Source organism: Psychrobacter halotolerans, from assembly GCF_039680845.1.
Classification (GTDB): domain Bacteria; phylum Pseudomonadota; class Gammaproteobacteria; order Pseudomonadales; family Moraxellaceae; genus Psychrobacter.
On record NZ_JBDKWD010000004.1, the window covers coordinates 312,844 to 339,745 of the forward strand.

Consider the following 26,902-nt stretch of genomic DNA (forward strand, 5'->3'; position numbering starts at 1 on the left):
AAAGCTAGACGTTGACGCTAGCATAAGGACTATAAAATGAATATGGCAACACAAGATGGTAAGCTTTGGATGAATGGCACGATGATTGAACAGCCAGATGCCAAAGTTCACGTACTGACACACAGTTTGCATTACGGAATGGCGGTTTTTGAAGGCGTACGTGCTTATCAAACCGACGACAAGCGTACCGCTATTTTTCGTCTAAAAGAGCACACTGAACGCTTATTGGGTTCTGCAAAAATTTTCCAAATGGACGTGCCTTTCGACGCAGCCGCTCTTGAGCAAGCACAAAAAGAGGTAGTCAAACAAAATAACTTAGCAGAAGCCTATGTTCGTCCTCTTATTTGGGTCGGTGCGGAAAAGCTCGGTCTGTCTTCACGTGACAACAGTATCAACGCGATGGTTGCGGCATGGCACTGGGGCGCTTATTTGGGTGAGGAAGGTATCAAAAATGGTATCCGTGTAAAAACTTCTTCTTATACGCATCACATGCCTAATGTCACGATGTGCAAAGCCAAAGCGTCTAGCAATTATCCTGTGTCTATTATGGCAAACCAAGAAGTGACACGCAGTGGTTATGATGAAGCCATCCTGATGGATCCACAAGGATTCGTCTGCCAAGGCGCGGGCGAAAACTTATTCTTAGTAAAAGACGGTGTGCTGCATACCCCAGATTTATCGGGCGGTGCACTTGATGGTATTACGCGTCGTACTATCATTCAGTTTGCAGCTGATTTGGGTATCAAAGTGATTGAGCGCCGTATTACGCGCGATGAGTTTTACTTAGCAGATGAAATCTTTATGACGGGTACCGCTGCTGAAGTGACGCCTATTCGTGAATATGATGATCGCACCATTGGTAATGGCGGCCGTGGTGAATTGACCGAAAAGCTACAAACCTTGTATTTCGATGTGGTGCATGGCCGCAATGAGAAGTACATGGACTGGTTAAGCTTCATCGACTAAAAACAGTCGTATTTGATTCTGCAAAAAAAGCTGAGCGTAATTGTTCAGCTTTTTTATGCTAATATATTTGTCATATTTATTCATACAATTAAAGTAAAGTGAGCAGTCAATGCCAATGGATTCTAGTACAGCCGACAATAACAATGTCAAACAAGTGATTTGTATTAAATGGGGTACAAAATACGGAGCTGATTATGCTAATAAGTTATACGGCATGGTATCTCGTAATATTACGCCACCATTTCGTTTCGTTTGTTTTACAGATGATACAACTGATGTACGTCCAGAAATTGAATGTTAGGAACTGCCTCCGTTAGATGTCACTATGCCAACCAATACGCTTGGCAAATGGCCAAAATCTCGTTTGTGGGGTGAGAAGCTTGGTAATTTGACAGGTACAGTACTCTTTGTAGATTTGGATGTCATCATAGTAGACAGCCTTGACCCTTTCTTTGAATATGGCGAGCCCGACGATGTCATTTTGTCTTATAACCCAAGCAATCCACTAGAGCGCTTAGGGCAGACTTCTTGCTTTAGATTTAAAATAGGGTCACTTGTTTCACTACAAGAAAAATTCAAAGCCGATCCGCAAGGTATCGCTGATGAATATCGTTTTGAGCAGCGTTTTGTCACGCGTAATGCGCCAGGTGGCGTCAAATTGTTTCCAAAAGCATGGGTTGCTCATTTTAGACGTAAATGTCGTCAGCCATTCCCGCTTAACTACATTAAAGAGCCGAAAATTCCTACAGGCGCTCGTATTGTTATCTTTCCTGGTGACTTGTATCCGACGCACGCTATCGAAGGTAGATATAATAAAAACGCTGCTAACAATGCCAAAGACCATTTAAAGAGACTGGCTGAACCCAAAAACCTAAAGAGACCACTCCGTCATTTGCGTCACTTTATTTTGCCGGTGGGATGGATAGAAAAATATTGGAAAGAATAAGCTCAGTTTTATGTTTGAGTATTCCTATATTAGAAGAAAATCAGTATTTTAGAGCACTTATTAGTTAATGGATGTAATTATGAAAACAGATGATACTATTAGCGTTTTTGTTGGTTGTGACCCAAACAACTGTGATTTGGAACAGATGATGGTATTGGACTATAGTATTCATAAACACACCAGCGTACCAGTTGAAATAGTATGGATGCAGTTATCGCGTGATCCTAATAGTTATTGGTACTCTAATCCTGAGACTGGCGAGGGCTGGGATACTACTAAATGGTCAACGCCTTTTTCAGGGTTTCGATGGGCGATCCCTGAATATTGTGATTACTCAGGACGTGCCATTTATATGGACGCAGATGTTGTTATTTTAGATGATTTGGCAAAGTTATGGCAGCATCCTATTGAAGGAAGGTCTATCGTAGCAGCCAAAACGAATGCTGACATGACGCGACTGTGTACTTGCGTTTGGGACTGTAACAAAGCAAAAGAGGTCATTCCTCCCGTTCAACAACTCAGAAAAGACCCTGATAGTCATAAACACATGATGAAGATGCTTAAGCGGCACAAAAAACTTATCGAGCCTTATCAAGATAGTTATAACTGTGTCGATGGAGAAGGTTTAGCAATAGAAGATATTAGAGTTTTACACTATTCAGATATGGGTACGCAGTTTAGCCACAAATATGCAATCCCTAGAGTGAATGCAGAAGGATTTGAACATTGGTTTGATGGTAAGATAATGCCGCATCCAAGACAGGATTTGGTCAAAATTTTTGATAAATATTATGATGAAGCCCTTGCTAGCGGATATGAATTAGACAGTTATAGAGTTGATCCCTTTGGTACTTTCCCAAAAAAATCTCAGCAAAACTATAAAGGCAATAAAGTGACTCGTCCCAACGTCTCCAAATCACTATTTTCAAGATTGTTTAAACGTTGATCTGTCTAATATTATAAGAGTCATTTTTATATCAAATGAGAAATGTCTCATCAATAGGTTATGGTTCATGAAGCAAGATAAAAAAATAGCGTTACTTGTGATTAATTGTTTACAGGGTGGTGGTGCGGAACGAGTTGTTCTTACTTTGGGACAAGGGTTTTATGAATTGGGTTATGAGGTACATATCTTAAGGTTTAAGCCTCGAGCCGAATATGATCTAAATTCGAACCTGATTTATCATGTGCTTAAATTCAAGCCTTATAAATTGATACCAGGCGCGCAGCGTCGTGATAAATTTTTTGCTCATGCCGTTGATAAGTATGTTTCAAAAAACATTGGTCAACCGGACGTAATATTGTCTAATCTTGATCGTGCAGATAGTATTCTGAGTAACAGTAAACTGCCCAATATTTTTTATGTGATCCATAATACGGTGTCTTTGCTATATAAACTTAATAAGACGAATACTGCTGACGAATTAAAGTCAAAGATGATCAACATATACTCTAAGCATCCTTGTATATGTGTCAGCAAAGGCGCTGAACAAGATTTTATCAATACTTTTGGTGATATTACTCCAACGACTGCGATTCATAATCCAATTGATAGAGACCACATCCGAAAGCTAGGTGACGCATTCATTCCTGAATACGAAAACTATATCATTCACGTGGGTAGCTTTAAAAACGCAAAGCGTCATGATGTATTAATAAGAGCCTATGCCCAAACGGATCAGTCTATGCCGTTATTGCTCTTAGGACAAGGTAAGCTGAAAAGTGATATTGAGCAGTTAGTGTTAAAGCTTAATCTAAAAGACAAGGTTGTGTTCTTAGGTTTTCGTGAAAATCCTTTCCCTTATCTAAAGCACGCAAAATTTAAAATTTTGACGTCTGATTGGGAAGGCTTCGCTCTAGTGATTGCTGAGGCTTTAGTGCTAGGTACACCCGTTATCAGTACCGATTGCCAGTCTGGTCCAAGCGAGCTACTGCCAGAAAATAACTTGATGCCAATGAGAGACGTAAATGCTATCTCTGAAAAAATCAGCTTAGCGATGGAAAATCCACAGCAGTTCCATTCTGAATTTGATGAGTCGCTGCTACCAGTTACGATAGCCAAAAAATATCTGGCATTTGTGTCGAGCTTTGAAGACAAAACAGATGCTTAATCTGTCCACCATTTAGACCAGTCGTCTCTGTGTAATGCGCGTAACGTAGCAAAAGCACTATCAGTATGCTGTAGTTTTTCAAAGACAGCCAACAGCATACTAGAAGCCAACTGATCAACTTTATAGAATTTATGATAACGTTTGCGCATATTTCTCAAGCTGTCATCCGTCCCTATGCGAAAATAGGTCAGACCATTATAAAGAGGCAAGTCACCAGCATAAAGCATGTCGATTTTTTCTGCTATTAATGGCATAGAGTCGGCGTCAACGGGTAGCTGCAAAAAGTTCTTGGTCTCATAGGTTCGCAAGGTATTCATTAACGTCACAACATTCATCAAAATTGCCGCTCTATAAGTATTGTCTGAATGATCGATAAACGTATCACAGGCAGAAACTATCCAGCGCAATGAGAGATGCTCTAATAAATAGTCGCTCTCTGCTTCCCACAGTCTTTCAAACTCTGCAAACGTGTTATCTATCTTATATTTACGGCGCATCAATATAATGAGGGTATTATGATAAAAGCAGAGCTCAGATTCACCTAATGATTGGTATTTCAAATTATTCAAATGATTTTCTAAATCTTTGCTCTTGCGCTCATCGGTCAGTGCTTCGACATCACACATTGATTCAGTAAGCGTTGTTGCTTTCATCTCATCAAAACTTTTACCCTCGTAATTTTTGATAATTTTACCTGCATTCAATCTTTTTTCACTTCGGAATAATAACAGCAATTTTCTTTGCCAATTTGCAGATGTGGTCATGTATTTAGCATCCTTTGAGCAAATATAATAATAGTAAAGATTACACGCTTGAAGTATAGAAATTGAAGATTTTTTGTTCTTATTCAAACTGAATAATATTGTTTGTACCAATCCACAAATCTTTTAATACCTTCTTCGATACTGGTTTCAGGCTTGAAGCCAATATCGTCCACGAGCTCATCTATATCGGCATAAGTAATTGGCACATCGCCTGCTTGCATTGGTAGTAGGTTCTCCTGAGCCTTTTTACCACATGCGTCCTCGATAGCAGTGATAAAGCGTCGCAGCGTTACAGGCTGGTTATTGCCAATATTGTAAATCTTATAGGGCGCAGTCGCTGTCGTAATAGTGGAATATTGGGCCGCGGGAGGCTTATCTATTATTCTAACGATGCCTTTGATGATATCGTCAATATAGGTAAAGTCACGCTTCATATCCCCATTATTAAAAACATTGATTGGCTCGCCAGCTAAAATCTTTTTGGTAAAAGAAAAGTACGCCATGTCAGGCCGACCGTAAGGACCGTAAACCGTAAAAAAGCGCAATCCTGTCGTAGGGACATTGTACAAATGACTGTAGCTATGGGCCATCAGTTCGTTGGATTTTTTGGTAGCAGCGTACAGACTAATAGGAAAGTCAACACAGTCAGCCGTTGTAAAGGGTTGTTTGATATTCATACCATAGACAGAGCTAGAGCTGGCATAGATTAAATGTTTGATGTTATGGTGACGACAGCCTTCTAGTATATTCACAAAACCGACGACGTTTGAATCAATATAGGCGTTTGGATTGTCAATAGAGTAGCGCACACCTGCTTGCGCACCCAAATTAATGACCGTATCAAATTGATAGGTAGAAAAAAGATGCGACATACCGTCGCGATCAGCAAGATCGAGCTTAATAAACGTAAAATTTTCTGGCGCTGATATCTCACTGAGTATTTTCAAACGTTCTTGTTTTAGATTCACGTCGTAATAATCGTTGATATTATCAACACCAACGATAAAGTAACCATCATCAGTTATGTTCGTTTGTAAGTTTGCTTCTAACAACGCTTTGATTAAATGAAAACCAATAAAGCCTGCCGCACCAGTGACTAAAATCTTCATTAGTCGCTCCCAAATAAATCACGTGTGAATACTTTGTCCGCGACATCTTCTATATCGGTAGACAGACGGTTTGCGACAATGACATCACTCATTGACTTAAAAGCTTCTAAGTCGCGAATCACTCGTGAGTTAAAGAAATCCGCTTCTTTCAACACGGGCTCATACACCACAACTTCGATTCCCTTTGCCTTGATACGTTTCATAATGCCCTGTATGGCAGACGCTCTAAAGTTGTCTGAGCCACTTTTCATGACCAGTCGATGAATGCCTACGATTTTTGGTTTTCTCTCGATAATTTTATCAGCAATAAAGTCTTTACGGGTTCTATTAGAGTCGACAATAGCCTTTATCAGATTGCTAGGTACTTCGTCATAATTTGCCAATAGCTGTTTAGTGTCTTTGGGAAGACAATAGCCACCGTAACCAAATGAGGGGTTATTATAATGGTTACCAATACGTGGGTCTAAGCCAATGCCTTCTATGATTTGTTTGGTTTCAAGTCCAAAGGTCTGCGCATAAGTATCAAGCTCATTAAAATACGCCACACGCATCGCTAAATAGGTATTAGAAAATAACTTAATTGCTTCAGCTTCAGTAGATTCTACGAATAATAGCGGCGCATCTTTGTTAATGGCGCCTTCAAGCAAAAGGTTAGCAAATGTGTGAGCTTGTTCAGACTGGGCGCCTACAATGATTCGAGAAGGGTAGAGGTTGTCATGCAGCGCTTTACCTTCTCGTAAAAATTCAGGCGAAAAAACAATACGGTCAGTCGCATAACGTTCTCTGATACTCGCTGTATATCCCACTGGCACCGTCGATTTTATGATAATAGTCGCTTTTCGATTGACCAAAAGTACTTGCTCGATCACCGCTTCTACGGTTGAGGTATTAAAATAATTGGTCTTGGTATCATAATCTGTTGGTGTGGCTATGATAATAAACTCAGCATCTTTATAAGCTGCCGCAGCATCAAGGGTTGCAGAAAAATTGAGTTCTTTATGGGCTAAAAAGTCTTCGATATCTTCATCTTCAATAGGAGATTGCTTGGCATTTAACCATTCGATTTTTTCAGGGATGATATCGACAGCCACAACTTCATTATGCTGTGCCAATAGCATTGCGTTTGATAAGCCTACGTAGCCTGTACCTACTACTGCTATTTTCATATTATATCCACGTAATTTTTAAACTTTTATTGGTTTAAACCAAGATTGGGTGATGCTAATGGTAGTTCAAGCTTGAGTCAAATAAATTCAGGTCTACTCGCTGGAATTTTTAATCACAGAAGCGGGCAGATAAGCCAAAAATTTTTGTCTCATGGCTTCACTAATTTTTTTATGTAAGTCGGGCTTAAGAAGGTCCAAGCTTTGAATACAGCCATATTTGATGGTTTTATCTTCTAAAGCACTGACGAAATCTTCTACGCTATTCTCATTTTTTAAATAGTTGATAGCCGTATCGGGTTTCAGATTTGCTTCGCACTTTTGAATTTTCAAATGGTTCATCAGCGTTATAGGATTCACTTGCGCCACATCTCTAAACTTATATTTTATCTGCTCGTTCAATAATTGCGGATGACTCAATAGATGGGCTTTTAAAATATTCTTATCGACTATATGAGGATAATGATGAATCTCAAAAAATTGATCCATACCCAGTATTTTAGCACTTAACATTTGCGCTATCGTGTGCCTTGGCTGTATTGGTGTTCCAAATAACTTAAAGCGAGATTTTCGGAAGTTAAGTTTGGCATTCAAAGCGGCATTTTTACGCCACTTACCGTGAATAACAAGTTTTTCCTCCTCTAAAAAGTCAGTTACCGTCACTGGTTGATTGAAAAAGAAATCGTCATTCATGTAAATAAAGTAATCAGACAGTCCTTTAATATTCCATATCATGGTCTCAATGGATCGGGTGTTGAACGTTGGTAAAAACTCCTCATAACCCGAAAAAATCTCTTTGTGATCGACAATACGTATTTTGTCTGCCGTGCAGATTTTTTGCTTAGCAAACTCATCAATGAAAGCTGGTCGTTGTTGATCTGTGACGATATAAATATGACGACAAAAGGGCACGTATTTGAGGATAGAGGCCACATTATAATATATCTCATCGTCACTCGCGAAACGAGTGGCAGTAATCGCATCTGACGCCACTGCTTTGCCCGATTTGTAATGCTCTCTTTTTTGTTTGAGTGTGGGGTCTGCACCGTCCACCCAAGCAATAACAACGTCTAATGTTTTTGCGTCAGACTGTTTCATGACTGATCCTGTTTTTATGACCCTATTTTTATGATCATGTTATATTGATGGGCTGATCTTTTTGGTCGTTATATTGGTTCAGCTATGATATTTACTCGTATGGGTATTGGCAAGGTTTAACTGATTTATCCAGTAAAGATCGATAATGATGTTTATATGACTGAATCATACTTATACTTCGGTAAATACAGATTAGAGATCTATAGGTAGATGAGACTAGCATATAAAGTCAAAAAGCGATAACAATCGTGCTCATTGATCCATTCATTTGATCGGCTTGCCATACTTTTTTATAACATTAAACTGGGATACCAATGTCTGCAACTATTCTGTTCATTTTAAAAGCACTTGAAGGGCGAGGCGCTGAGCGTATGGTGACAACGTTAGCAAGTGCTTATGTAAAAATGGGTCACAGCGTTCATATTCTGTGTTTAGAGAATACGCAAGATATGCCATTGGATGCTGATGTTCACTATCATGTCGTGCCATATGATAAGGTTTTTTCTGAGCAAAATCTGGCACCAAATTCTGAGCAAGCGCAAGCTTATGCCGCAGTCGCTCAGCGTATTGACGATCATGTCCTAAGCCAAATAGGGACGCCGGACTTGATACTGGCGAACATCTATAAAATAAACTGGATAATGGCGTATAGCCAATTACCCAATATCGTCAATGTACTACACACAGCGCTCTCCAAACAGTTTCAAACTCAGCTGTCAGAATCCTATCTTCAAACCATTAATCATTTAAAAATGGTCTATGGGGCGCATCCTTGTAGCTGCGTCAGTGCTGGCGCGCGCGAAGATTTATTAACGTTGATTGGTCATAATCCTAATAATATGACTTCTCATAAGACCACAACCATATACAATCCTTGTGCGGCTGATGACATTAGACACGCCGCTACAGCGCTTTCGATCATAGAAGAATATGAGGAATATGGCTTAACTAATAACGGCTATATTATTCATGTGGCGTCTTTTGATACGATGAAAAACCACCGAGATTTGCTACAAGCCTATGCCAAAACCGAATGCACGTTACCATTAGTGTTGGTCGGTAAGGGCAAATTAGAAGAGGAGATGAAGCAGCTGGTGCTTGAGCTAAATATTGGTGAGCGTGTTAAGTTTCTAGGGTTTCAATCCAATCCTTATCCGCTGATTGCAGCCGCAGCATTGATGGTATTGACGTCTACGTTTGAAGGGTTCGGCTATGTCATCGTCGAGGCGCAAGCGCTCGGCGTGCCAGTCATCAGTACCGATTGTCCATTTGGCCCAAGAGAGTTATTACCAGCGAGAAGTTTAGTACCGATAGGAGATATTGAAGGGTTAGCCACCCTGATAGATAAAGTGTTAGACGATCCAAAAAATTATATTGTCCCCTTAAATCAGCAATTATTGCCTAATTCCATTGCTCAGCAGTATTTAGAGTTTGGGTCAGTATTAAATTCATCAGATGATGAGTGTTAGAAGTTAGAGAAAGTCGAAGAGGGTTTTGGAGACAGGAGAATGATTGATAACCGAAACACCATGCGCTTTGTAGGTTTTGCCCAATAAATTAAACGAAGGCACAATACGCTCGTTCGTGACTTTGTTTAACATACTCGGAGCGCGATTGCTGTCATCTTCATAAAATCGTGGCTGATCGCTATTGAGCAAATCGATGCCGTATAGATGAATTGTCGCTGCATGACGTGAGAAAGCCAATTGCGTGGCGACATAAGCAACCGTACCTGCCTCGACAAACCCGTGAGTAATATTAAGAGAGACGCCGATCTCAGCCGAGCTATGACTGCCATCAATAATGAAGTTTGGATGGTTTATGAAGTACGACAAGGGCATTTTTTTATTCAATCGTTTTTTCTTAAACAGTAGCTTATTGAACGATAGCTTATTTGATTTAACGCCCCATGGTCTATCTACAGGATAGAGTACACGCATAACTTGATGATAAGTGCGCATGATGTCAGGATGGGTGGTTGCCATTGCTTCAAAGACGGCCAACGTTGCATACAAAGGCTGCCCAGTATAATGTTGACGTAAAATCTCAGGCTGATGATTGATAAAGCGGGCGTCGCTGATAACATAACCAGCGATATCCGTAAAATCATGATGCTCTGTTAAGCTAAAACTACCATTGACGAAAATAGTCGGTGTTTGTAGTAGATCTGGTAAGGATAGCTGCTGTATAGAGGGCCCTGAAGCGATAATATTGACATCTTTACCATATAGACTTTGCTCTGGTTCATTGGCATTAAAGGCCTTGATGATGATGATCTCGTTATCAATATTGAACCCAGCGGTAGTAGGTAACCTCAAATACAGTGCCATACTATTTTCCTGTGGTTAACTTTGATTTCAGATGCCTTACATCGTAATGCACTGTCTTTATATCGGTTGAACTGCTGTAAAACGTTTGAACATCGGTACTGTCTATACGCCTATTGCCAATATTCTTTTAACCAAGGACTGGGTTTTGCATGACGATACCATTTGCCGCCACCGCCATTAATGGCATCGGGTGGATTGATTTCGCCATGAAAAATCACAATCTTTGCACCATCAGGCAGTGTTGGTGCGCGTACCAGATTAAACGGAATCGGCGCCATACATTGGTATTTAAAGCTGACACACCAGTCTTTATCCCAATACTCTAGGTGATGATGCTCACGCAAGTAGTTGGATAAATACGCTTGTTCATGGCGGACTTGCTGACGAATGGTATCGAAGTTGCGTTCGAAATTCGCTAACAAATCAGGGTAGGTGTTCATACCAATATTGAAGCGATAGACGGAGCTATTACCAATCATGCGCCACGGTTTTTTCCAATCACGGATAATCACAACACTATCTTCGTGAGCCGCTTCATAAGTGAAAAACGCATCGATGTTATCAACGATGACAATATCGATATCCAAAAATAACGCAACCCCTTTGAGGTCATAAAGCTCAGGTTTGAAAGTTGTGAGTTTTTTCCAACCGCGCTCGGGACCCGCTGGTAGATCCATTTCAGGTATGGGGTAACAAGTAATAGCAGGGTTGATGCCAGTGCTGTCATCGGTTAAGCAGACCATTTGAAAGTCTAAGCTCAGATGGCGACTGACCATATTATACAAACGATTGACGTATTCAGGACCGTATTTATCACCCCATTTCATACAGATGACGTAGCGCTGATCGTGCGCGCTAGCGGTTTGCATGTGATTTGTTGGTAACGACGTCGCTATATCAGTTGCCATAATGCACTCATATTAAAAAAAGGGATTATATAGTCGATCTACTATAAAAGAAATACAGCAATACGAGCGTACATTTTGCGCCGCTTCTGTCAGCAACCGCACAGCAAGCAAGGAAAATGGTTGCCAGTATCGCATGATCATAGGCATATCTTTTTTATTTAGGTCTGACTATACGTTAAAAGGAATGAACATTTTTCATAATACCAATATACCAGCACAGTTAACCTAGACGGCATATTTTCAATATTCAAGTTCTCAATATTCAAGTTCTCAATATTCAAGTTCTCAATATTCAAGTTCTCAATATTCGAGTTCTCAATATTCGAGTTCTCAATACTCAGGCGTTCTAGATTCGGTATTACTCACCTGACAATGGAGTATTGTTATGACTGGTCTGAATAAAAGCAGCCAACTCAGACTGTTCAGCGTTATAAGGATTTCCAAGATTAGGTACACGCTTAAAACGTCGATAGCCCCACATGTAATGACTGAATTCATCCTCGATCATTCGCTGCATGGCTTGGTTAAGCGCGTAGGCAGCAATTTCCGCATTACGGTTATATAGGGCGGGATCATCGAGCTTATAACAATAAATATCAAACCCTTGACCATCTTCACGCCGAATACAAGACAAGCCAACCAAGGCGCATTTGGTTTTGCTGGCAAGTTTGGAAGCAAGGGTGCTGGTTAAGGTCTTAATACCAAAAAAAGGCACAACCACGCCGCCTGAAGGATCGGGTACGTGGTCGGGTAACACAATACTGAAACCGCCTTGTTTAAGCGTTTTGAAAACTGCTTTCACACCGCTACCATCGGTAGGAACCAACGTAGCATTGAGCCGCGCTCGACCTTTTAGCACAAAGTTATTGGTTATATTGCCTTTCACAGGCTTATACATGATGGTTGGTGAACCAAACTGATTGAGCCAGGCGTTCATCATCTCCCACGTACCAAGGTGCGGTACGATGGCAAGCATACCATTGGGGCTGGCAAGCCCTTCTAGTAAAATGTTTTTATTATGAACGTCGCGGATTTGGGCAATACTCCATTCAGGAGACATCGCCCAGCTTTTAACAGACTCGATACTGGTTAGGCATTGGTGATAAACGATGTCCTTGGTCAGGTTTTTTTTCTGAAGGTCGGACAAGGTAGGAGCAACCAGCGCCATATTCGTATTGATAGTGCGCATAATACTGAAACTTGGAATTTTGATAATTATCCAAGCAACAAAACGTGCCAATATCTGTAGGACAGACAAGGGCACGTATTTGAAAATATGATACGGATTCATGACCATTCACACAGTAATGAATCACATAACAAGCACTGTATGAAATAATCAAACATTATCACGTCATTTATTGAGCAGGTTTATTGGTATCGGCCTGTGCTTTTTCACGCACACGAATGCCAAGATCACGTAACTGCTTGCTATCGACTTCAGCAGGTGCTTGCGTTAGTGGGCACTCAGCCGTTTTGGTTTTCGGGAAGGCAATCACGTCACGGATAGAGTCCGCGCCTACCATAAGCATAATCAGACGATCTAAACCAAAGGCCAAACCACCATGCGGCGGCGCACCGAATTTTAGCGCATCAAGTAAGAAACCAAACTTGTCTTCAGCTTCTTGCTCACCGATACCTAGGGCATCAAGTACGGCTTGCTGCATATCAAAGGTGTTGATACGTAAGCTACCGCCACCAATTTCAGTACCGTTTAACACCATATCATAAGCAATAGATAAGGCAGATTCTGGATTGTTCTTTAGCTCTTCAACTGACCCTTTAGGCTTAGTGAATGGGTGATGCATCGACGTCCAACGACCATCGTCCGTCTCTTCAAACATTGGGAAATCCGTTACCCAAAGTGGTGCCCACTCACAGGTAATCATTTCCAAATCTAGACCGATTTTTTGACGTAGCGCACCGATTGCATCATTCACAATGCTGGCTTTATCCGCGCCAAAGAAGATAATATCGCCATCTTCTGCCGCTGTACGCTCAATCAAGCTAACCAGTACATCGTTCGTCATGTTTTTGATGATAGGCGACTGTAGGCCAGATTCTTGATCCACACCATTGTTGATGCTGCTTGCGTCGTTGACTTTAATATAAGCCAAACCGCGTGCGCCATAGATACCGACAAATTTGGTATAGGCATCGATTTGCTTACGGCTTAATGATGCGCCACCTGGGATACGTAGGGCAGCAACGCGACCTTTAGGATCGTTTGCAGGACCTGCAAATACCTTGAAATCAACATCTTTCATCAAGTCGGCAACGTCAACCAATTTCAATGGAATACGTAAGTCAGGCTTGTCTGATGCGTAATCGCGCATTGCTTCGGCATAAGTCATACGAGGGAATTGCTCGAACTCAACATCCATCATGGTCTTGAACAAATGCTTGATCAAACCTTCGTTGATGTTCATGATCTCTTCTTCGTTCAAGAAAGACGTCTCAATATCCACCTGAGTAAATTCAGGCTGACGATCGGCACGTAAGTCTTCGTCACGGAAGCACTTAGCGATTTGATAGTAACGGTCAAAGCCTGACACCATTAGCAACTGCTTGAACAGCTGTGGTGACTGCGGCAAGGCAAAGAAATTACCGGGGCGTGTACGTGATGGTACGAGATAATCACGCGCGCCTTCTGGTGTTGCACGAGTCAAAATAGGGGTTTCAACATCTAAGAAGCCGTGATCATCTAAATAACGACGAATCGCTGAGGTGGCTTTGGCACGAAAAACCATACGCTCTTGCATTTGCGGACGGCGCATATCGAGATAGCGATACTTGAGGCGCAAGTCTTCTGATACGGTGGTTTTTTCGTCATTCAATGGGAATGGTGGCGTTTCAGACTTAGCCAGTACTTCAATCTCTTTACCCAACAACTCAATCTGGCCACTGGTCATCGTATTGTTTTCAGTACCTTCATAACGGCGACGTACGCGACCAGTTATTTTTAGTACGTATTCAGGACGTACCGCATCAGCAGTAGCAAAGGCTTCTGGGGTATCAGGATCGACGACTACCTGCAAGATACCAGCGCGGTCACGCATGTCTAAGAAAATCACGCCACCGTGATCGCGACGACGATGTACCCAGCCTACGACACTAATGGTTTGCTCAAGTAAGCTTTCGGTTACGGCTCCGCAATATTCGTCTCGGTATTCGCTATGCGTCATAGTGCTTTGCGTCATAATATAGTTATCCAGTTATCAGCCCAATTCAAAGTACAATAATGTAGCCATTGCCACGCAATTCAAGCTATTTGCAAAAAAAAGCAAAAACAACGCGATTCAGACAAAGGGTCATCGCGTTGGCTACAGAAGATTTGATATAAACGCATATTATGCCTAATCTGCCCTTGTTATACAACCAAATGCCGTCAATCAACAGACAGGAATATCTCGGCATTCGATGTATTTATTCAGTAGCTATCTACAGTAGCTATCCAGTAATTATTCAATCACAACTTAATAACAGTGGTACTGGATTAATATTCTCCTTTTGCTTGAAAACTCAGTCAAATGAGCGCATATCAACGAGACGCTAATAAAAACAGCTCTATTAAACTATCTACTGACATCTCTATCCATTTTAGGAATTATCATTATGCTATTTCATTCCCCCAAAAACCCGATCGAATTAAAAATATTGCACCTTAATGAAGCGCAAAAGCAGCGCCGTGAAGATTTGATGGAAGCCACGCAAGGCAAAGATGCACTTAAGCAGTTTAAAAAGGCAATGGCCAAAAAAGCAAAAAAGGCATTAAAAGCAAAATCTAAAAACAAGAAAAAAGAGGCGGATACCAAAGCTCAGGTTTTTGTTTTGGATTTTGATGGCGATATTAAAGCGACAGCCGTTAAGCACTTACGTGAAGAGATCAGCACGCTTATCAGCGCCGCAAACAAAGGTGATGAAGTAGTGGTTCGTCTTGAGTCGGGCGGCGGTTTGGTACATGGTTATGGACTGGCAGCAGCGCAATTGGTACGGTTAAAAGAGGCGGGTCTAAAACTCACCGTATGTGTGGACAAGGTTGCAGCCAGTGGCGGTTATATGATGGCGTGTGTGGCAGACAAGATTATTGCCGCACCATTTGCCGTTATTGGCTCAATCGGTGTGGTCTCACAATTGCCAAACTTCCATAAATGGCTAAAAAACCATGACGTCGATTATGAGATGTTCACCGCGGGCGATTATAAGCGCACAGTGACTGTATTTGGCGAAAACGATGCCGAAGATCGTGCCAAGTATCAAGAAGAGCTTGAGCAGACGCATGAATTATTTAAACACTTTGTCAATACCTATCGTCCAGAATTGGATGTTGCCAAAGTCGCTACTGGTGAGCATTGGTATGGTGAAGATGCATTGAAACTTAACTTGGTTGACAACTTGCAAACGTCTGACAGTTATATTTTGGCGCGTTTAGAGGACAATGAAGTGTATGCGCTACATTCACGTCAGAAGCCAACCCTAGCGGAAAAACTGGGCTTGTCTCAAGCAGCAGAAGCCACCTTGAATATAGTAGTTGATAAGCTGCCAGACGCATTAGCTCGCTTTGATTTAGACAGTCGTCTTAATATCTTGAAATAGTGATTTGTAAAATATCTTGATTGCCTCTGCTAAAAGTTATCACTGTTTTTAGTAGTTGATAGCCTAATGCTTTAAGTCTAACCTCACTAATGTTTGTATTTTGTAAAAGGCGTGTCCTAACGGGTCGCGCCTTTTTTGCTGTTTATTCACAATTGCTGTGTTATAAATGTAGGATACGAAAGACAGTATACGTACGTACACTATCAGTGTTTTATTGGAGTTTGATTAAAATAATCAATCAAAGAAAAGGAAGTCATTTATGTCTAACGATACTCTCATGTTCACCGCAACAGAGCATGGTCAAGCCATGCATGCCAAAGTCAAAGCGTTTATTGAGACGCATATTGAACCAATTGAAGCAAAATTCTGGGAAGAATGTCATAAAAAAAATCCTGATGGTAACTGGGAGAGTTGGCAGTGGCCAGAAGCCTATGACGACCTAAGAAAACAAGCTCGTGAAGCGGGTTTGTGGAATTTATTTTTGCCGAATGACACCTTGGGCGCTGGGCTCTCAGTCACTGATTATGCCCCTATTGCAGAACTGACTGGCCGCAGTTTGCTTGCGCCTCATGTGTTCAACTGTAATGCGCCTGACAGCGGAAACATGGAGCTATTGTGGCGCTATGGTACGCAAGAACAACAAGACAAATGGCTCACGCCACTATTAGAAGGTGAGACACGCTCTGTGTTTTGTATGACTGAGCCTGATGTGGCATCAAGCGATGCCACCAATATGCAAGCGACCGCGGTGGTCGATGGTGACGAAATCGTCATCAATGGTAGTAAGTGGTGGTCATCTGGTCTGGGTGATCCGGCTGTCGATGTCTTGATCGTTATGGCGTATACGGCTGATGACAGTGCGGACCGTCATCATCAGCATTCAATGGTGCTTGTGCCAGTAGACACAGCAGGCGTGACTATCAAACGTATGCTCAAAGTGTTTGGTGATTATGATGCGCCGCACGGGCACGGTGAAATCGTTTTTGATAATGTACGCGTGCCAGTCAGTCATTTTATTGGCGGGCCAGGCATGGGCTTTGAGATTGCTCAAGGGCGTCTAGGGCCAGGCCGTATTCATCACTGTATGCGTTGTATCGGCGCGGCTGAAAAGTCTTTGGAGCTTGCGGTTAAACGCGGTATGTCGCGGACTGCTTTTGGCAAACCATTGCTACAACTGGGCGGCAACTTCGAGCGTATCAGCGAGGCTCGTATCAAGATTGATCAAGCGCGCTTGCTTACGTTATATGCTGCACAAAAAATGGATGCCCAAGGGACGAAAGCGGCCCTCACTGAAATATCTGCAATCAAAGTAGTAGCGCCAACCGTACTACAAGAAGTGGTCGACATGGCCATTCAGATCCATGGTGGTATGGGTGTTTGCCAAGATACAATGTTGCCAAACTTTTATTCGCAAGCACGGGTGCTCCGTTTAGCAGATGGCCCTGATGAAGTACATAAAGCCATGATTGCCAAGTTAGAGCTAAAACGTCAGGGCTTTAGCCGCTCCTCTAAACCAGCAAAATCTTAATTACAATGGTAGTCGTACGAATTGCTAATGATATCGTCGTCTAAACCTCAGCAGAATTAAGACAGTAATAACGTCAATTGAAAATTCACTATGACTGATTGGATAGTGAGTTTTCGTCACTAACAATGTTTCTTCACTACTAGTTTCGTTACTATAGTTGCTCCTAAGTAAAATGGATACAAGAAATGATAGAGCGAGACTGGAACCAATTTTTCTTGCTTGCTGTGCCTTCGCAGACAGAGGCATCAAAAAATGAATCCCATTCTCGCTGTGCCTTTTTTATATTGGATTGATTATACTAATAAGTTATAACAATAAATGACTCCATGATAAGGAACGTCTCATGTCAACAAATAGTCATGCCGACAATACTGGCAGCAAAAACCCCCAAGCCGATAACCAAGTGTTAGATAAAGGTGGCGCGGTACGTGAGGGTGAAGAGCTTGACGCTCAAGCCGTCAGTGAATGGCTGCGCAGTCAAGGGATTGATATACAAGGTGAGCCTACAGTCACTCAATTTTCAGGTGGCGCATCAAACTGGACCTACCGTCTGCAATATGACAATGAAGAGAAAAGCCAAGACCTAATCTTGCGTCGTCCACCAAAAGGTACCAAAGCGAAGTCAGCACACGATATGGTGCGTGAATATACGGTGCAAAAAGCGCTAAAAGATGCCTATCCTTATGTCCCAAAAATGATAGCGCTGTGCACTGATGAAGACGTGATTGGCGCTGACTTCTACATTATGGAGCGCATGGAGGGCATTATCCCTCGCGCCAATCTCCCAAAAGGGGTTGATTTAGACAAAGAACAAACCCGCGCTTTGTGTACCAATGTCATCGATGCGTTGATTGAATTGCATCAAGTGGACTATGAGCAGCATCCTGACTTGATGAATTTGGGTCGCGGCGAAGGCTACTGTGTGCGTCAGATCAGTGGTTGGGATAAGCGTTATGTCAAAGCAAAGACGCCCAACGTACCAAGCTTTGCCCTGGTTAGGCAGTGGCTCAATAAGCACACACCAGCCGATAGCAAAACATGTGTGATCCATAACGATTGGCGCTTTGACAATGTGATTTTGGAGGCCAGTGAACCAACCAAAGTCATCGGTGTTCTTGATTGGGAGATGGCGACATTAGGCGACCCGTTGATGGATTTGGGTAGTGCCTTGGCGTACTGGATTGAAGAAGATGACAATATTATTATGCAACAATCACGCCGTCAGCCCACCCATTTAGAGGGCATGATGACTCGTGAGGAAGTGGTGGATTATTATCTCGAAAAAACGGGCTTAGAGGTAGATAACTGGACCTTTTATGAAGTATTTGGACTGTTCCGCTTAGCGGGTATCGTGCAACAGATTTACTATCGTTATTATAATAAACAAACCACCAATCCAGCGTTTAAGAACTTTTGGATCATCGTGCATGCGCTTCATGCTAAGTGTCTTAAATTGATTGCTCAGTATGAAGGGGAGGCGTTATTCACCAGCCGTGTGCAGCCACATTTACAGGATGCGGGCATCGACGCGGCGACCATCGAGCAGCTACCAAGTCCTGTACAAAGCGTGATCAAAAGCATTTTGCCAAAAAGCTACTTTGCACAAACGACGAATAACGCTGAAAAGTGATTGGTTTCTAAAAAAGCAACGGCTAAAAAGTCATAAAGCCGTTGCTTAACATTCGTTCTTTAAGAATAAAAAAAAGGGATTTATTTATGACAACCATACTTCTGGCGCGGCATGGTCAGGCGTCCTTTGGACAAGAAAACTACGACCAGCTCTCAGAGTTGGGAAAGACACAAGCACAAATGCTCGGTCAGCACTATGCCAACACGCAGCGCCAAATCGATGTTGTGCTTACTGGCAGTTTGGTGAGACAACAGGACTCTGCTCGATATTTCTGGGAGCGTTATCAATCGTCTCTTAATGACGAACACGTAGCGCTTGATGAGAACAACAGTAGCAACAGCAACAGTGTGCCGCTATCACCAGCGCTCAATCTTAACGATCCGGACAGTTATGTTTTGCCGCAGTTCGATGAGTTTAATCATCAAGACGTATTTGCCAAATCTGATCCTGCTTTTAGCAGTCGAGCAGCCGTTGCCGCTGAACTGGCTAAGTCAGAGACACCAAACCTGCGATTGGCGGAGTTATTTGATCATGCGATGGCGCGTTGGCACGGCGGTGACAATGACCAAGACTACATTGAAAGCTGGCCTCAGTTCAATAATCGTGCGCAGCAGGCGCTGGAACAGGTATGTACAAAAGTAGTTAATCTCAATTTGGATCGTGATAGTACGGTATTGGTTTTTACCTCAGGCGGTGTCATTGCGGCGATTACGGCACAGTTATTAAAACAAGGCAGTCAGACGGCGTATCAGTTGAATAAAACGCTAGTCAATACAGGCGTGACGTCTTTGACCTTAAAAGGTGACCGTGTTCGACTACTGTCTTTGAACGAATACAGTCATTTATTTTCTGAAGGCAAGCAGTTTGTCACGTGGCGATAAGTGGGTGAAGGATTTATTTTCATAACGGACAAACCCAATCTGTAGATTTGCGCTATTATAGACTATCGACTTTATCCCATATCGATAAAAAAGGATCGTCTATGCAAAGTAAATTGATACATTCAGTATTCAAAAGTGCCAATAAAAGCAAAAATCAGCTGTTTAGCGCTGTACAGCCATCACGTTATTTACAGGACTTGAGTAAACAGCAAGCTGGTCAAAATAAAACGGTACTTATCACGGGTGCCAGTTCGGGTTTGGGTGAAGGGATGGCAAGACTCTTTGCCAAACTGGGTTATAATTTGGCTATTTGTGCGCGCCGCGTCGATCGTTTAGAAGCTCTACAGTCGGAGCTTATGGCAGAATATCCTAATATCCGCGTCGAGTATCGTACGCTTGATGTCAGTGATTATGAGGCTATTTTTGCAGTGTTTGACGCTTTTGCCAAAGATTTTGGCACCATTGATCGGGTAGTCGTCAATGCAGGAATTGGGGACAGCCGCCGTATTGGTAAAGGTCGTTTTGATACCAACCGCCGCACGGTAGAAATTAACTTCATATCAGCATTGGCACAATGTGAAGCGGCAATGAATATCTTTCGCGCCCAAAACAGCGGTCATCTGGTGGTGATATCTAGTATGTCAGCGCTGCGTGGATTGCCTAAGCATTTGACCGCTTATGGCGCTAGTAAAGCTGGAATTGCCCACTTAGCAGAAGGCATTCGGGCCGATATGCTCTTGACCAAACTGCCGATTACAGTATCTACCATTTATCCGGGTTATATTCGTACTGAAATCAATGAAAACGCCAAGCCATTGCCGTTTGAAGTGGATGCAGAAACAGGAACCAAAGCCATCGTGGCAGCGATTGAGGCAGGCGTAGATGAAGCGTGCGTGCCAAGCTTACCCTGGTCGATTGTGGGTCAGGCGATGAAGCGTCTGCCGCTACAAGTGATCAATCGCGTTAGTTAGGGCATGTCCTCATTTGTAGTCCATTTAGATAACTATCGCTTGAATTGAGGACACACCCTAGTACAAGCACCACAAAAACCAACCAATAAGAAGCCCACTATATTAGCGATAGTGGGCTTTTATTTTTACGGCTTGTTCTAAAATGACAACATACGTATTACGTCATTTGAGGATTGTCTAACATATGTTGTTCACGTAGCTTTTGACGCAGCACTTTACCGACATTGCTCTTTGGTAGTTCGCTGACAAATTCGATATGACGCGGACATTTGTAACCAGTCAAATTGTCCAATGCAAACTCTTTAATATCTTCTCGGGTCACATTGTTGTCTCTAGGAATGACATAGATTTTGACAGCCTCGCCTTGATTTTCATCAGGGATACCGATTACCGCACAATCAATAATGCCATCACAATCGAGCATCACAGACTCGATCTCATTTGGAAAGACATTAAAGCCTGATACCAGTATCATGTCTTTTTTGCGGTCGAGTAGGGTGAAGTAGCCTTTGTCATTCATACTAACAATATCACCCGTACGGAAATAACCATCGCTGGTAAATATGTTGGTGTTGTCTTTATTAAAGTAACCTGACATGACATTCGGCCCTTTAATACACATCTCACCCGCTTGATTACATGCAACACGCTTGCCATTGTCATCGACAACAATGATATCGACGCCCGGTACGGGTAAGCCAATAGAACCATTAAACTTGCGATCAGTCACGATATTGGCAGTACCAGCCGCAACGCCCTCGGTCATGCCCCAACCTTCAATCATAGGACAGCCAGTCACCTTTAACCAACGTGCCGCAGTTTGCTCCGTGGCTGCCATACCACCCGCTTGGGTAATACTTAATGGACCAAAATCTAAATCTTTAAAGTTTGGCTGATCAAGTAATGCCTTAAACAACGTATTGACGCCAGGGAAAATGTGGAACGGCTGTTTTGATAAGGTTTTAACAAAGCCCGGCATATCGCGTGGATTTGGTACTAAGACAAAAGTATAGCCCGAGCGCATACCTAGTAAACTCAGTGAAAAAGCAAAAATATGATAGAGCGGCAAAGCCATGACCATATTGATATATACCTCATTAATCTCTGAGGTAATAGGGCGATACCACGCTTCTGCCATCATTGCAGAAGACGCGATGTTGCGCTGAGTTAATATCGTGCCCTGAGATAGACCTGTCGTACCGCCCGTATATTGCAATATACCTAATTGATCCAAGCTCATTTGGGGCGCTTGGAAAGGTAAGCTTTTGCCTTTTTTGAGTACGTCAGGGAACTTGGTGACATTATACTTAGGGTCATTCAGATTATATTTGGGTACTAAGCGTTTGACCTGACGGATAACCGTATTGACCAAAATACCTTTGAGGCCCATCATATCGCCCATTTTTGACAAAATAATGCGCTTAATATTGGTCTCTTCAATGACCTGTTCTAGGGCTTGAGCGAAGTTGTCAACGACAAAAATTGCCTGAGCACCCGAGTCATTTAATTGATGACGCAGCTCGCGACCTGTATACAGTGGGTTAACAGGCGTACAGACATAGCCTGCGCGTAAGATACCAATCATGATCGGCAGGTACTGGGGGACGTTTGGCATCATGAGAGCCACGACGCTGCCTTTAGGTAGGTTTTGAGATTGTAACCATGCTGCTATGGCAAGTGATGCTTTATCAACATCACCATAAGTATGCGTAACACCCATACAGACAGTCATAGGATGCATACGAAAGCGATCAAAGCACTCTTCATACAGTTCTATCAGGCTTCCATATTGATCAGGGTTAATCGTCTTGGGTACGTTTTTGGGATATTGAGCGAGCCAAGGTTTATCTACTGTCATGCGTAGCGTCCTTAAATTAAGATAAGTTAAGGGTCTATAAAAAGTTAGTCACATCCATGTCAACAATAAGAGTCCTTGCTTTAATAGCAATAAATTGTTGAGTGCTATCCTGTCTATTCACATACTGCTAAAATATAAGAACCTTTATAAGATTTAATTGAACCACAAAGAGTAAGCACTGTAAGTAGATTAAACGGCTGATTACTATTTTTGGCGTTGAGAGCATGTCATCCAAAAAGCAGTTGTAACTTGATAAGAATCAAAAAAAACCTTCATGTAAATTACGAGAAATTATCGTGACATATTTCCGCATCACATTAACATAATGACAACCAAATCGGTTATTTTTATGAAAGAACTTGCTAGTTTATAATTAAATTTGCTTAATAAACAAATGTATGTAGCAGAGTAAACAAGCGTGAACTGAAGTCAGCTAAGTCGTTATAGGCTATTAAAATGAAATCGATACATTAATAGCCATAGGCAACTGGTATAAATTTTCCTTGCTTGCTGCTCATGCAGAGGCTAGGGAAAATTCATCCCAGTCGCTCTGACTCGCTTTTACATTGAATCAACTATAGCAACCATTTATACCTATAGAACCAATAACCGCATAAGCATAATAAGTCCAATAAACCCAATAAAAATAGCTGTCTAATAAAAGAATCATGATATCGTCAGCATTGGCATTGGCATTGGCATTGGCATTGGCATTGGCATTGGCATTGGCATTGGCATTGACATAGACAAGGTAGGTTTATACAGATAAAAAAAGCGTCCTACCTTTAGTGTAAGACGCTTTTTAATAGCGTTTCATATATGAGACAAGTTAAGAGCCGGCTAGACGCCGCTTATTAATCTTTGATTATTAAGAGTGATCTGCCTGATGCTTCTCTCGCAATTTTTGACGCAATACTTTACCGACATTGCTTTTTGGTAATTCACTGACAAACTCGATGTGACGTGGGCACTTGTAACCAGTCAAATTGTCCAATGCAAATTCTGTAACGACTTCTTTGGTTACGTTGTTGTCTGCTGGGACAATATAAATTTTAACCGCTTCACCTTGACGCTCATCTGGGATACCAATGACGGCACAATCAATAATGCCATCGCAATCGAGCATGACGGATTCTACCTCATTTGGGAAGACATTGAAGCCTGATACCAAAATCATGTCTTTTTTGCGGTCGAGCAGTTTAAAGTAACCTTTTTCATCCATACTGGCGATATCACCCGTGCGGAAGTAACCATCACTGGTAAAGTCGTCGCTATTGTCTCTATTGAGGTAACCTGACGTGACGTTTGGTCCTTTGATGCACATCTCACCTGCTTGATTAACACCCACACGTTCGCCATTTTCATCAATCAAAATGATGTCAACACTAGGCACGGGTAAGCCAATAGAGCCATTAAACTTGCGATCAGTGACGACATTCGCCGTACCGCCAGCGACACCTTCTGTCATACCCCAACCTTCAATCATGGGACAGCCAGTGATTTTCAACCAGCGTGAGGCCGTTTGTTCAGTGGCCGCCATACCACCCGCTTGGGTAATACTTAACGGACCAAAATCCAAATCTTTAAAGTTTGGCTGCTCAAGTAACGCTTTAAATAGCGTGTTCACACCTGGGAAAATATGGAATGGCTGTTTTGATAAGGTTTTGACAAAGCCCGGCATATCGCGCGGGTTCGGTACCATAATAAATGTGTAGCCTGAGCGCATACCAAGCAGGCTGAGCGAAAAAGCGAAGATGTGGTACAGCGGCAAGGCCATAACCATATTAATATAAACTTCATTGATCTCTGAGGTGACAGGACGATACCAAGCTTCTGCCATCAAAGCGGCAGACACAATATTGCGCTGACTCAGAATAGTGCCTTTAGACAATCCTGTCGTACCACCCGTATATTGCAAAATCGCTAATTGATCCAAGCTCATTTGCGGCGCTTGGAAAGGTAAGCTTTTGCCTTTTTTGAGTACGTCAGGGAATTTGGTTACTTCGTGTTTTGGATCGTCCAGCTTGTACTTAGGTATCAAGCGTTTGACTTGGCGGACAATGGTATTGACCAACATGCCTTTGAGACCCATCATATCGCCCAATTTAGACAATACAATACGCTTGATACTGGTTTCATCGACCACTTGCTCAAGCGCTTGCGCGAAGTTATCGACCACAAAGATAACCTGAGCGCCTGAGTCATTTAATTGATGACGCAGCTCACGACCTGTATACAAAGGATTGATAGGTGTACAGACATAACCGGCACGCAAAATCCCAATCATGGTCGGTAAGTACTGAGGAACGTTCGGCATCATTAGTGCCACAACGCTGCCTTTGGGCAGGTTTTGTGCTTGTAACCATGCTGCTATGGCAATTGATGCTTTGTCAACGTCACCATAAGTATGCGTCACACCCATACAAATCGACATAGGATGCATACGAAAGCGATCAAAACACTCTTCGTACAGCTCCATTATACTGCCATATTTATCTGGGTTAATGGTCTTAGGTACACCATTAGGATATTGGTTAAGCCAAGGTTTATTCAGCATCATAGTCAGCGTCCTTGAGATTTAAAATAAGTTAAAATTTTATGGTAAAGCAGTCATATCCGTGTCAACAAAACTCATCAGCGCTGACATATAGCATTGGTCGCTGAGAGAAATAAAATCCTTATTTATTGACTGGCCGCTAAATGGTTATTGCTGTTTGCATTATTCCTCGCTCACCGTTAAGGAATATGAACCAACAAATAGTGTCATGGTAAAACAAATTTTCTCTTAATAAGCATACTTTACTGTGTACTGTCCTAATATAAAAATCAATACATTTAAGCAACACATTAGCATGAAAAAAGAAGAATGTATTAATAGTAAGAAATACTGAGCAGTACATAAATAAAGCTGAAAAATACAATTTATGTGATTATAGAATATTAACACGACCGTGTTTTTGTAGCTTGAAAGTGAGTGCCAATATTATAAGAAAAGGATTGATTTATCGTGGCAAATACACAGAGTTTGGATAAAGTTAGTGCCGTAAATTCTTTCGTCATTATCCCGTTGAGATGTTGCTCGATCTCAGGGTTTTTGCTTTATGAAGGAAGGATAAGTTGCTTACTTTTATTAAAAAAGCGTCGATAAATGAGCAAAGCGCTAATTGTGCAACCAAGCGTACTACTCACGCAAATCAAAAACATTGTGATTATCTGATAACGAACGGCCTGTGTGGGATCGGCGCCAGCCAGTATTTGACCTGTCATCATACCGGGTAAGCTGACGATCCCGACGACCAGCATGGAGTTTAAGGTCGGCGTCATACCGTTGATAATGGCAGCGCGTATTGGCTCATGTACGGCTTCGAAAGGTTGAGCAGAAAGACCGAGCATCATCTCAATACGTCGATGTTGCTCATGAAACGCTTCAATCAGCTGATTGTTCGTCAGCGAAATAGCGGTTAAAGAATTGCCCAATATCAAACCCAATATGGGAATGATGAACTGCGGCGTATACCAAGGTTGGACGTTTAAAATGGCGATAATGGCTATTGTGGTCACCAATATGCCAGAGATACCGACTGCAAGTAGGGTATCAACCAACAAGCCTTTATAGTGACGTTTGACACGGTTCTTGGCAGCGCTCCCAGCAATCAGTGTCATGATGGTTAAAATGAGTAGTACTTCATACCATTGCTCGCGCGCAAAAATCCATGCCAATATTAGCCCAATAAAACTAAGCTGGACGACGGTACGAACGGCAGCGACCAATAGCGTTTTGGTGAGGGCTAAGCGTAATCGCCAAGACAAAATAAGGACGATAATCATTAAGCTGCTGGCAAGAGCAATGTCGCCATAAGTTAGAAATATTTGCATATTGTCCATACTGCGCTTAGCCACTCATGATAAAAAGGAAAAGGTTAAATAGAGGTTAAACAAGCAAGAAAACGGTATGTCAGTATCACCTTATTATCTGCGTATCTGCTTTATTTAGGACGGACTATACTAAAAAACCTACTATTAAAACCTACTATTAAAACCTA

22 protein-coding genes are annotated in these 26,902 nt (G+C 42.1%); 11 read left to right on the plus strand and 11 right to left on the minus strand.

Annotation, left to right across the window (positions count from 1 at the left end):
• The first annotated feature begins 36 nt into the window (after window positions 1–36).
• The 5 genes from AAJP47_RS09635 to AAJP47_RS09655 all read left to right on the plus strand — a co-directional run bounded on the left by AAJP47_RS09635 (window position 37) and on the right by AAJP47_RS09655 (window position 4,023).
• Entirely contained in the window at window positions 37–966 is a 930-nt protein-coding gene (locus AAJP47_RS09635) for a branched-chain amino acid transaminase (protein WP_346717700.1), read from the plus strand.
• Window positions 967–1,075: 109 nt separating this feature from the next.
• A complete protein-coding gene (locus AAJP47_RS09640; RefSeq protein WP_346717701.1) occupies window positions 1,076–1,267 on the plus strand; it encodes a hypothetical protein in 192 nt (63 codons plus the stop codon).
• Window positions 1,268–1,291: 24 nt separating this feature from the next.
• The gene (locus AAJP47_RS09645; RefSeq protein WP_346717702.1) at window positions 1,292–1,912 is read left to right on the plus strand and encodes a glycosyl transferase; all 621 of its coding nucleotides are present in this window, start codon (window positions 1,292–1,294) and stop codon (window positions 1,910–1,912) included.
• Window positions 1,913–1,991: 79 nt separating this feature from the next.
• Window positions 1,992–2,858 (plus strand): glycosyltransferase, encoded by an 867-nt coding sequence (locus AAJP47_RS09650; protein ID WP_346717703.1) that lies wholly within the window; start codon window positions 1,992–1,994, stop codon window positions 2,856–2,858.
• A 67-nt stretch (window positions 2,859–2,925) separates the two neighbouring features.
• Entirely contained in the window at window positions 2,926–4,023 is a 1,098-nt protein-coding gene (locus AAJP47_RS09655; protein ID WP_346717704.1) for a glycosyltransferase, read from the plus strand.
• On the opposite strand, the gene AAJP47_RS09660 is transcribed toward AAJP47_RS09655, so the two are convergent.
• The 4 genes from AAJP47_RS09660 to AAJP47_RS09675 all read right to left on the minus strand — a co-directional run bounded on the left by AAJP47_RS09660 (window position 4,020) and on the right by AAJP47_RS09675 (window position 8,157).
• A complete protein-coding gene (locus tag AAJP47_RS09660; protein WP_346717705.1) occupies window positions 4,020–4,787 on the minus strand; it encodes a hypothetical protein in 768 nt (255 codons plus the stop codon). The two genes, AAJP47_RS09655 and AAJP47_RS09660, sit on opposite strands and share 4 nt — an antisense overlap.
• Window positions 4,788–4,870: 83 nt before the next feature.
• Window positions 4,871–5,896 (minus strand): NAD-dependent epimerase, encoded by a 1,026-nt coding sequence (locus tag AAJP47_RS09665; protein ID WP_346717706.1) that lies wholly within the window; start codon window positions 5,894–5,896, stop codon window positions 4,871–4,873.
• Window positions 5,896–7,062: a nucleotide sugar dehydrogenase gene (locus AAJP47_RS09670; protein ID WP_346717707.1), complete on the minus strand. Its 1,167-nt coding sequence runs from the start codon at window positions 7,060–7,062 to the stop codon at window positions 5,896–5,898. The genes AAJP47_RS09665 and AAJP47_RS09670 overlap by 1 nt, the downstream gene beginning before the upstream one ends.
• A 93-nt stretch (window positions 7,063–7,155) precedes the next feature.
• Entirely contained in the window at window positions 7,156–8,157 is a 1,002-nt protein-coding gene (locus AAJP47_RS09675) for a stealth family protein (protein ID WP_346717708.1), read from the minus strand.
• 314 nt (window positions 8,158–8,471) lie between these two features.
• Between AAJP47_RS09675 and AAJP47_RS09680 the strand changes: the two genes are divergently transcribed.
• Window positions 8,472–9,626 carry a glycosyltransferase gene (locus AAJP47_RS09680; protein ID WP_346717709.1) on the plus strand — a complete coding sequence of 385 codons (1,155 nt, stop codon included), beginning with the start codon at window positions 8,472–8,474 and terminating at the stop codon, window positions 9,624–9,626.
• A gap of 3 nt (window positions 9,627–9,629) precedes the next feature.
• Here the strand turns inward: AAJP47_RS09680 and AAJP47_RS09685 are convergent, their stop codons facing one another.
• The 4 genes from AAJP47_RS09685 to aspS form a co-directional block, all read right to left on the minus strand.
• A complete protein-coding gene (locus AAJP47_RS09685; protein ID WP_346717710.1) occupies window positions 9,630–10,487 on the minus strand; it encodes a WaaZ-like lipopolysaccharide core biosynthesis protein in 858 nt (285 codons plus the stop codon).
• Between the two features lie 110 nt (window positions 10,488–10,597).
• Window positions 10,598–11,395 carry a glycosyltransferase gene (locus AAJP47_RS09690; RefSeq protein WP_497198709.1) on the minus strand — a complete coding sequence of 266 codons (798 nt, stop codon included), beginning with the start codon at window positions 11,393–11,395 and terminating at the stop codon, window positions 10,598–10,600.
• Between the two features lie 358 nt (window positions 11,396–11,753).
• Window positions 11,754–12,686, minus strand: coding sequence for a lysophospholipid acyltransferase family protein (locus AAJP47_RS09695; RefSeq protein ID WP_346717711.1), 933 nt, complete (start codon window positions 12,684–12,686; stop codon window positions 11,754–11,756).
• A gap of 67 nt (window positions 12,687–12,753) precedes the next feature.
• Window positions 12,754–14,580 (minus strand): aspartate--tRNA ligase, encoded by a 1,827-nt coding sequence (gene aspS / locus AAJP47_RS09700; RefSeq protein ID WP_346717791.1) that lies wholly within the window; start codon window positions 14,578–14,580, stop codon window positions 12,754–12,756.
• A gap of 397 nt (window positions 14,581–14,977) precedes the next feature.
• On the opposite strand from aspS, the gene sohB reads away from it, so the two are divergent.
• From sohB to AAJP47_RS09725, 5 genes are all read left to right on the plus strand, one after another.
• A complete protein-coding gene (sohB, locus tag AAJP47_RS09705; RefSeq protein ID WP_346717792.1) occupies window positions 14,978–15,991 on the plus strand; it encodes a protease SohB in 1,014 nt (337 codons plus the stop codon).
• Between the two features lie 277 nt (window positions 15,992–16,268).
• Complete coding sequence (locus AAJP47_RS09710; protein WP_497198713.1) at window positions 16,269–17,519, plus strand: acyl-CoA dehydrogenase family protein; 1,251 nt, start codon at window positions 16,269–16,271, stop codon at window positions 17,517–17,519.
• Window positions 17,520–17,862: 343 nt separating this feature from the next.
• On the plus strand, window positions 17,863–19,149 hold the full coding sequence (locus tag AAJP47_RS09715; protein ID WP_346717713.1) for a phosphotransferase family protein: 1,287 nt from the start codon (window positions 17,863–17,865) through the stop codon (window positions 19,147–19,149).
• Between the two features lie 86 nt (window positions 19,150–19,235).
• A complete protein-coding gene (locus AAJP47_RS09720; protein ID WP_346717714.1) occupies window positions 19,236–20,030 on the plus strand; it encodes a histidine phosphatase family protein in 795 nt (264 codons plus the stop codon).
• Between the two features lie 101 nt (window positions 20,031–20,131).
• Window positions 20,132–21,001, plus strand: coding sequence for an SDR family oxidoreductase (locus tag AAJP47_RS09725; protein ID WP_346717715.1), 870 nt, complete (start codon window positions 20,132–20,134; stop codon window positions 20,999–21,001).
• A gap of 157 nt (window positions 21,002–21,158) precedes the next feature.
• Here the strand turns inward: AAJP47_RS09725 and AAJP47_RS09730 are convergent, their stop codons facing one another.
• The 3 genes from AAJP47_RS09730 to AAJP47_RS09740 form a co-directional block, all read right to left on the minus strand.
• Window positions 21,159–22,859 (minus strand): AMP-binding protein, encoded by a 1,701-nt coding sequence (locus AAJP47_RS09730; protein ID WP_346717716.1) that lies wholly within the window; start codon window positions 22,857–22,859, stop codon window positions 21,159–21,161.
• An 868-nt stretch (window positions 22,860–23,727) separates the two neighbouring features.
• A complete protein-coding gene (locus tag AAJP47_RS09735; RefSeq protein ID WP_346717717.1) occupies window positions 23,728–25,419 on the minus strand; it encodes an AMP-binding protein in 1,692 nt (563 codons plus the stop codon).
• 539 nt (window positions 25,420–25,958) lie between these two features.
• The gene (locus AAJP47_RS09740; RefSeq protein WP_346717718.1) at window positions 25,959–26,735 is read right to left on the minus strand and encodes an ABC transporter permease; all 777 of its coding nucleotides are present in this window, start codon (window positions 26,733–26,735) and stop codon (window positions 25,959–25,961) included.
• Window positions 26,736–26,902: the final 167 nt, after the last annotated feature.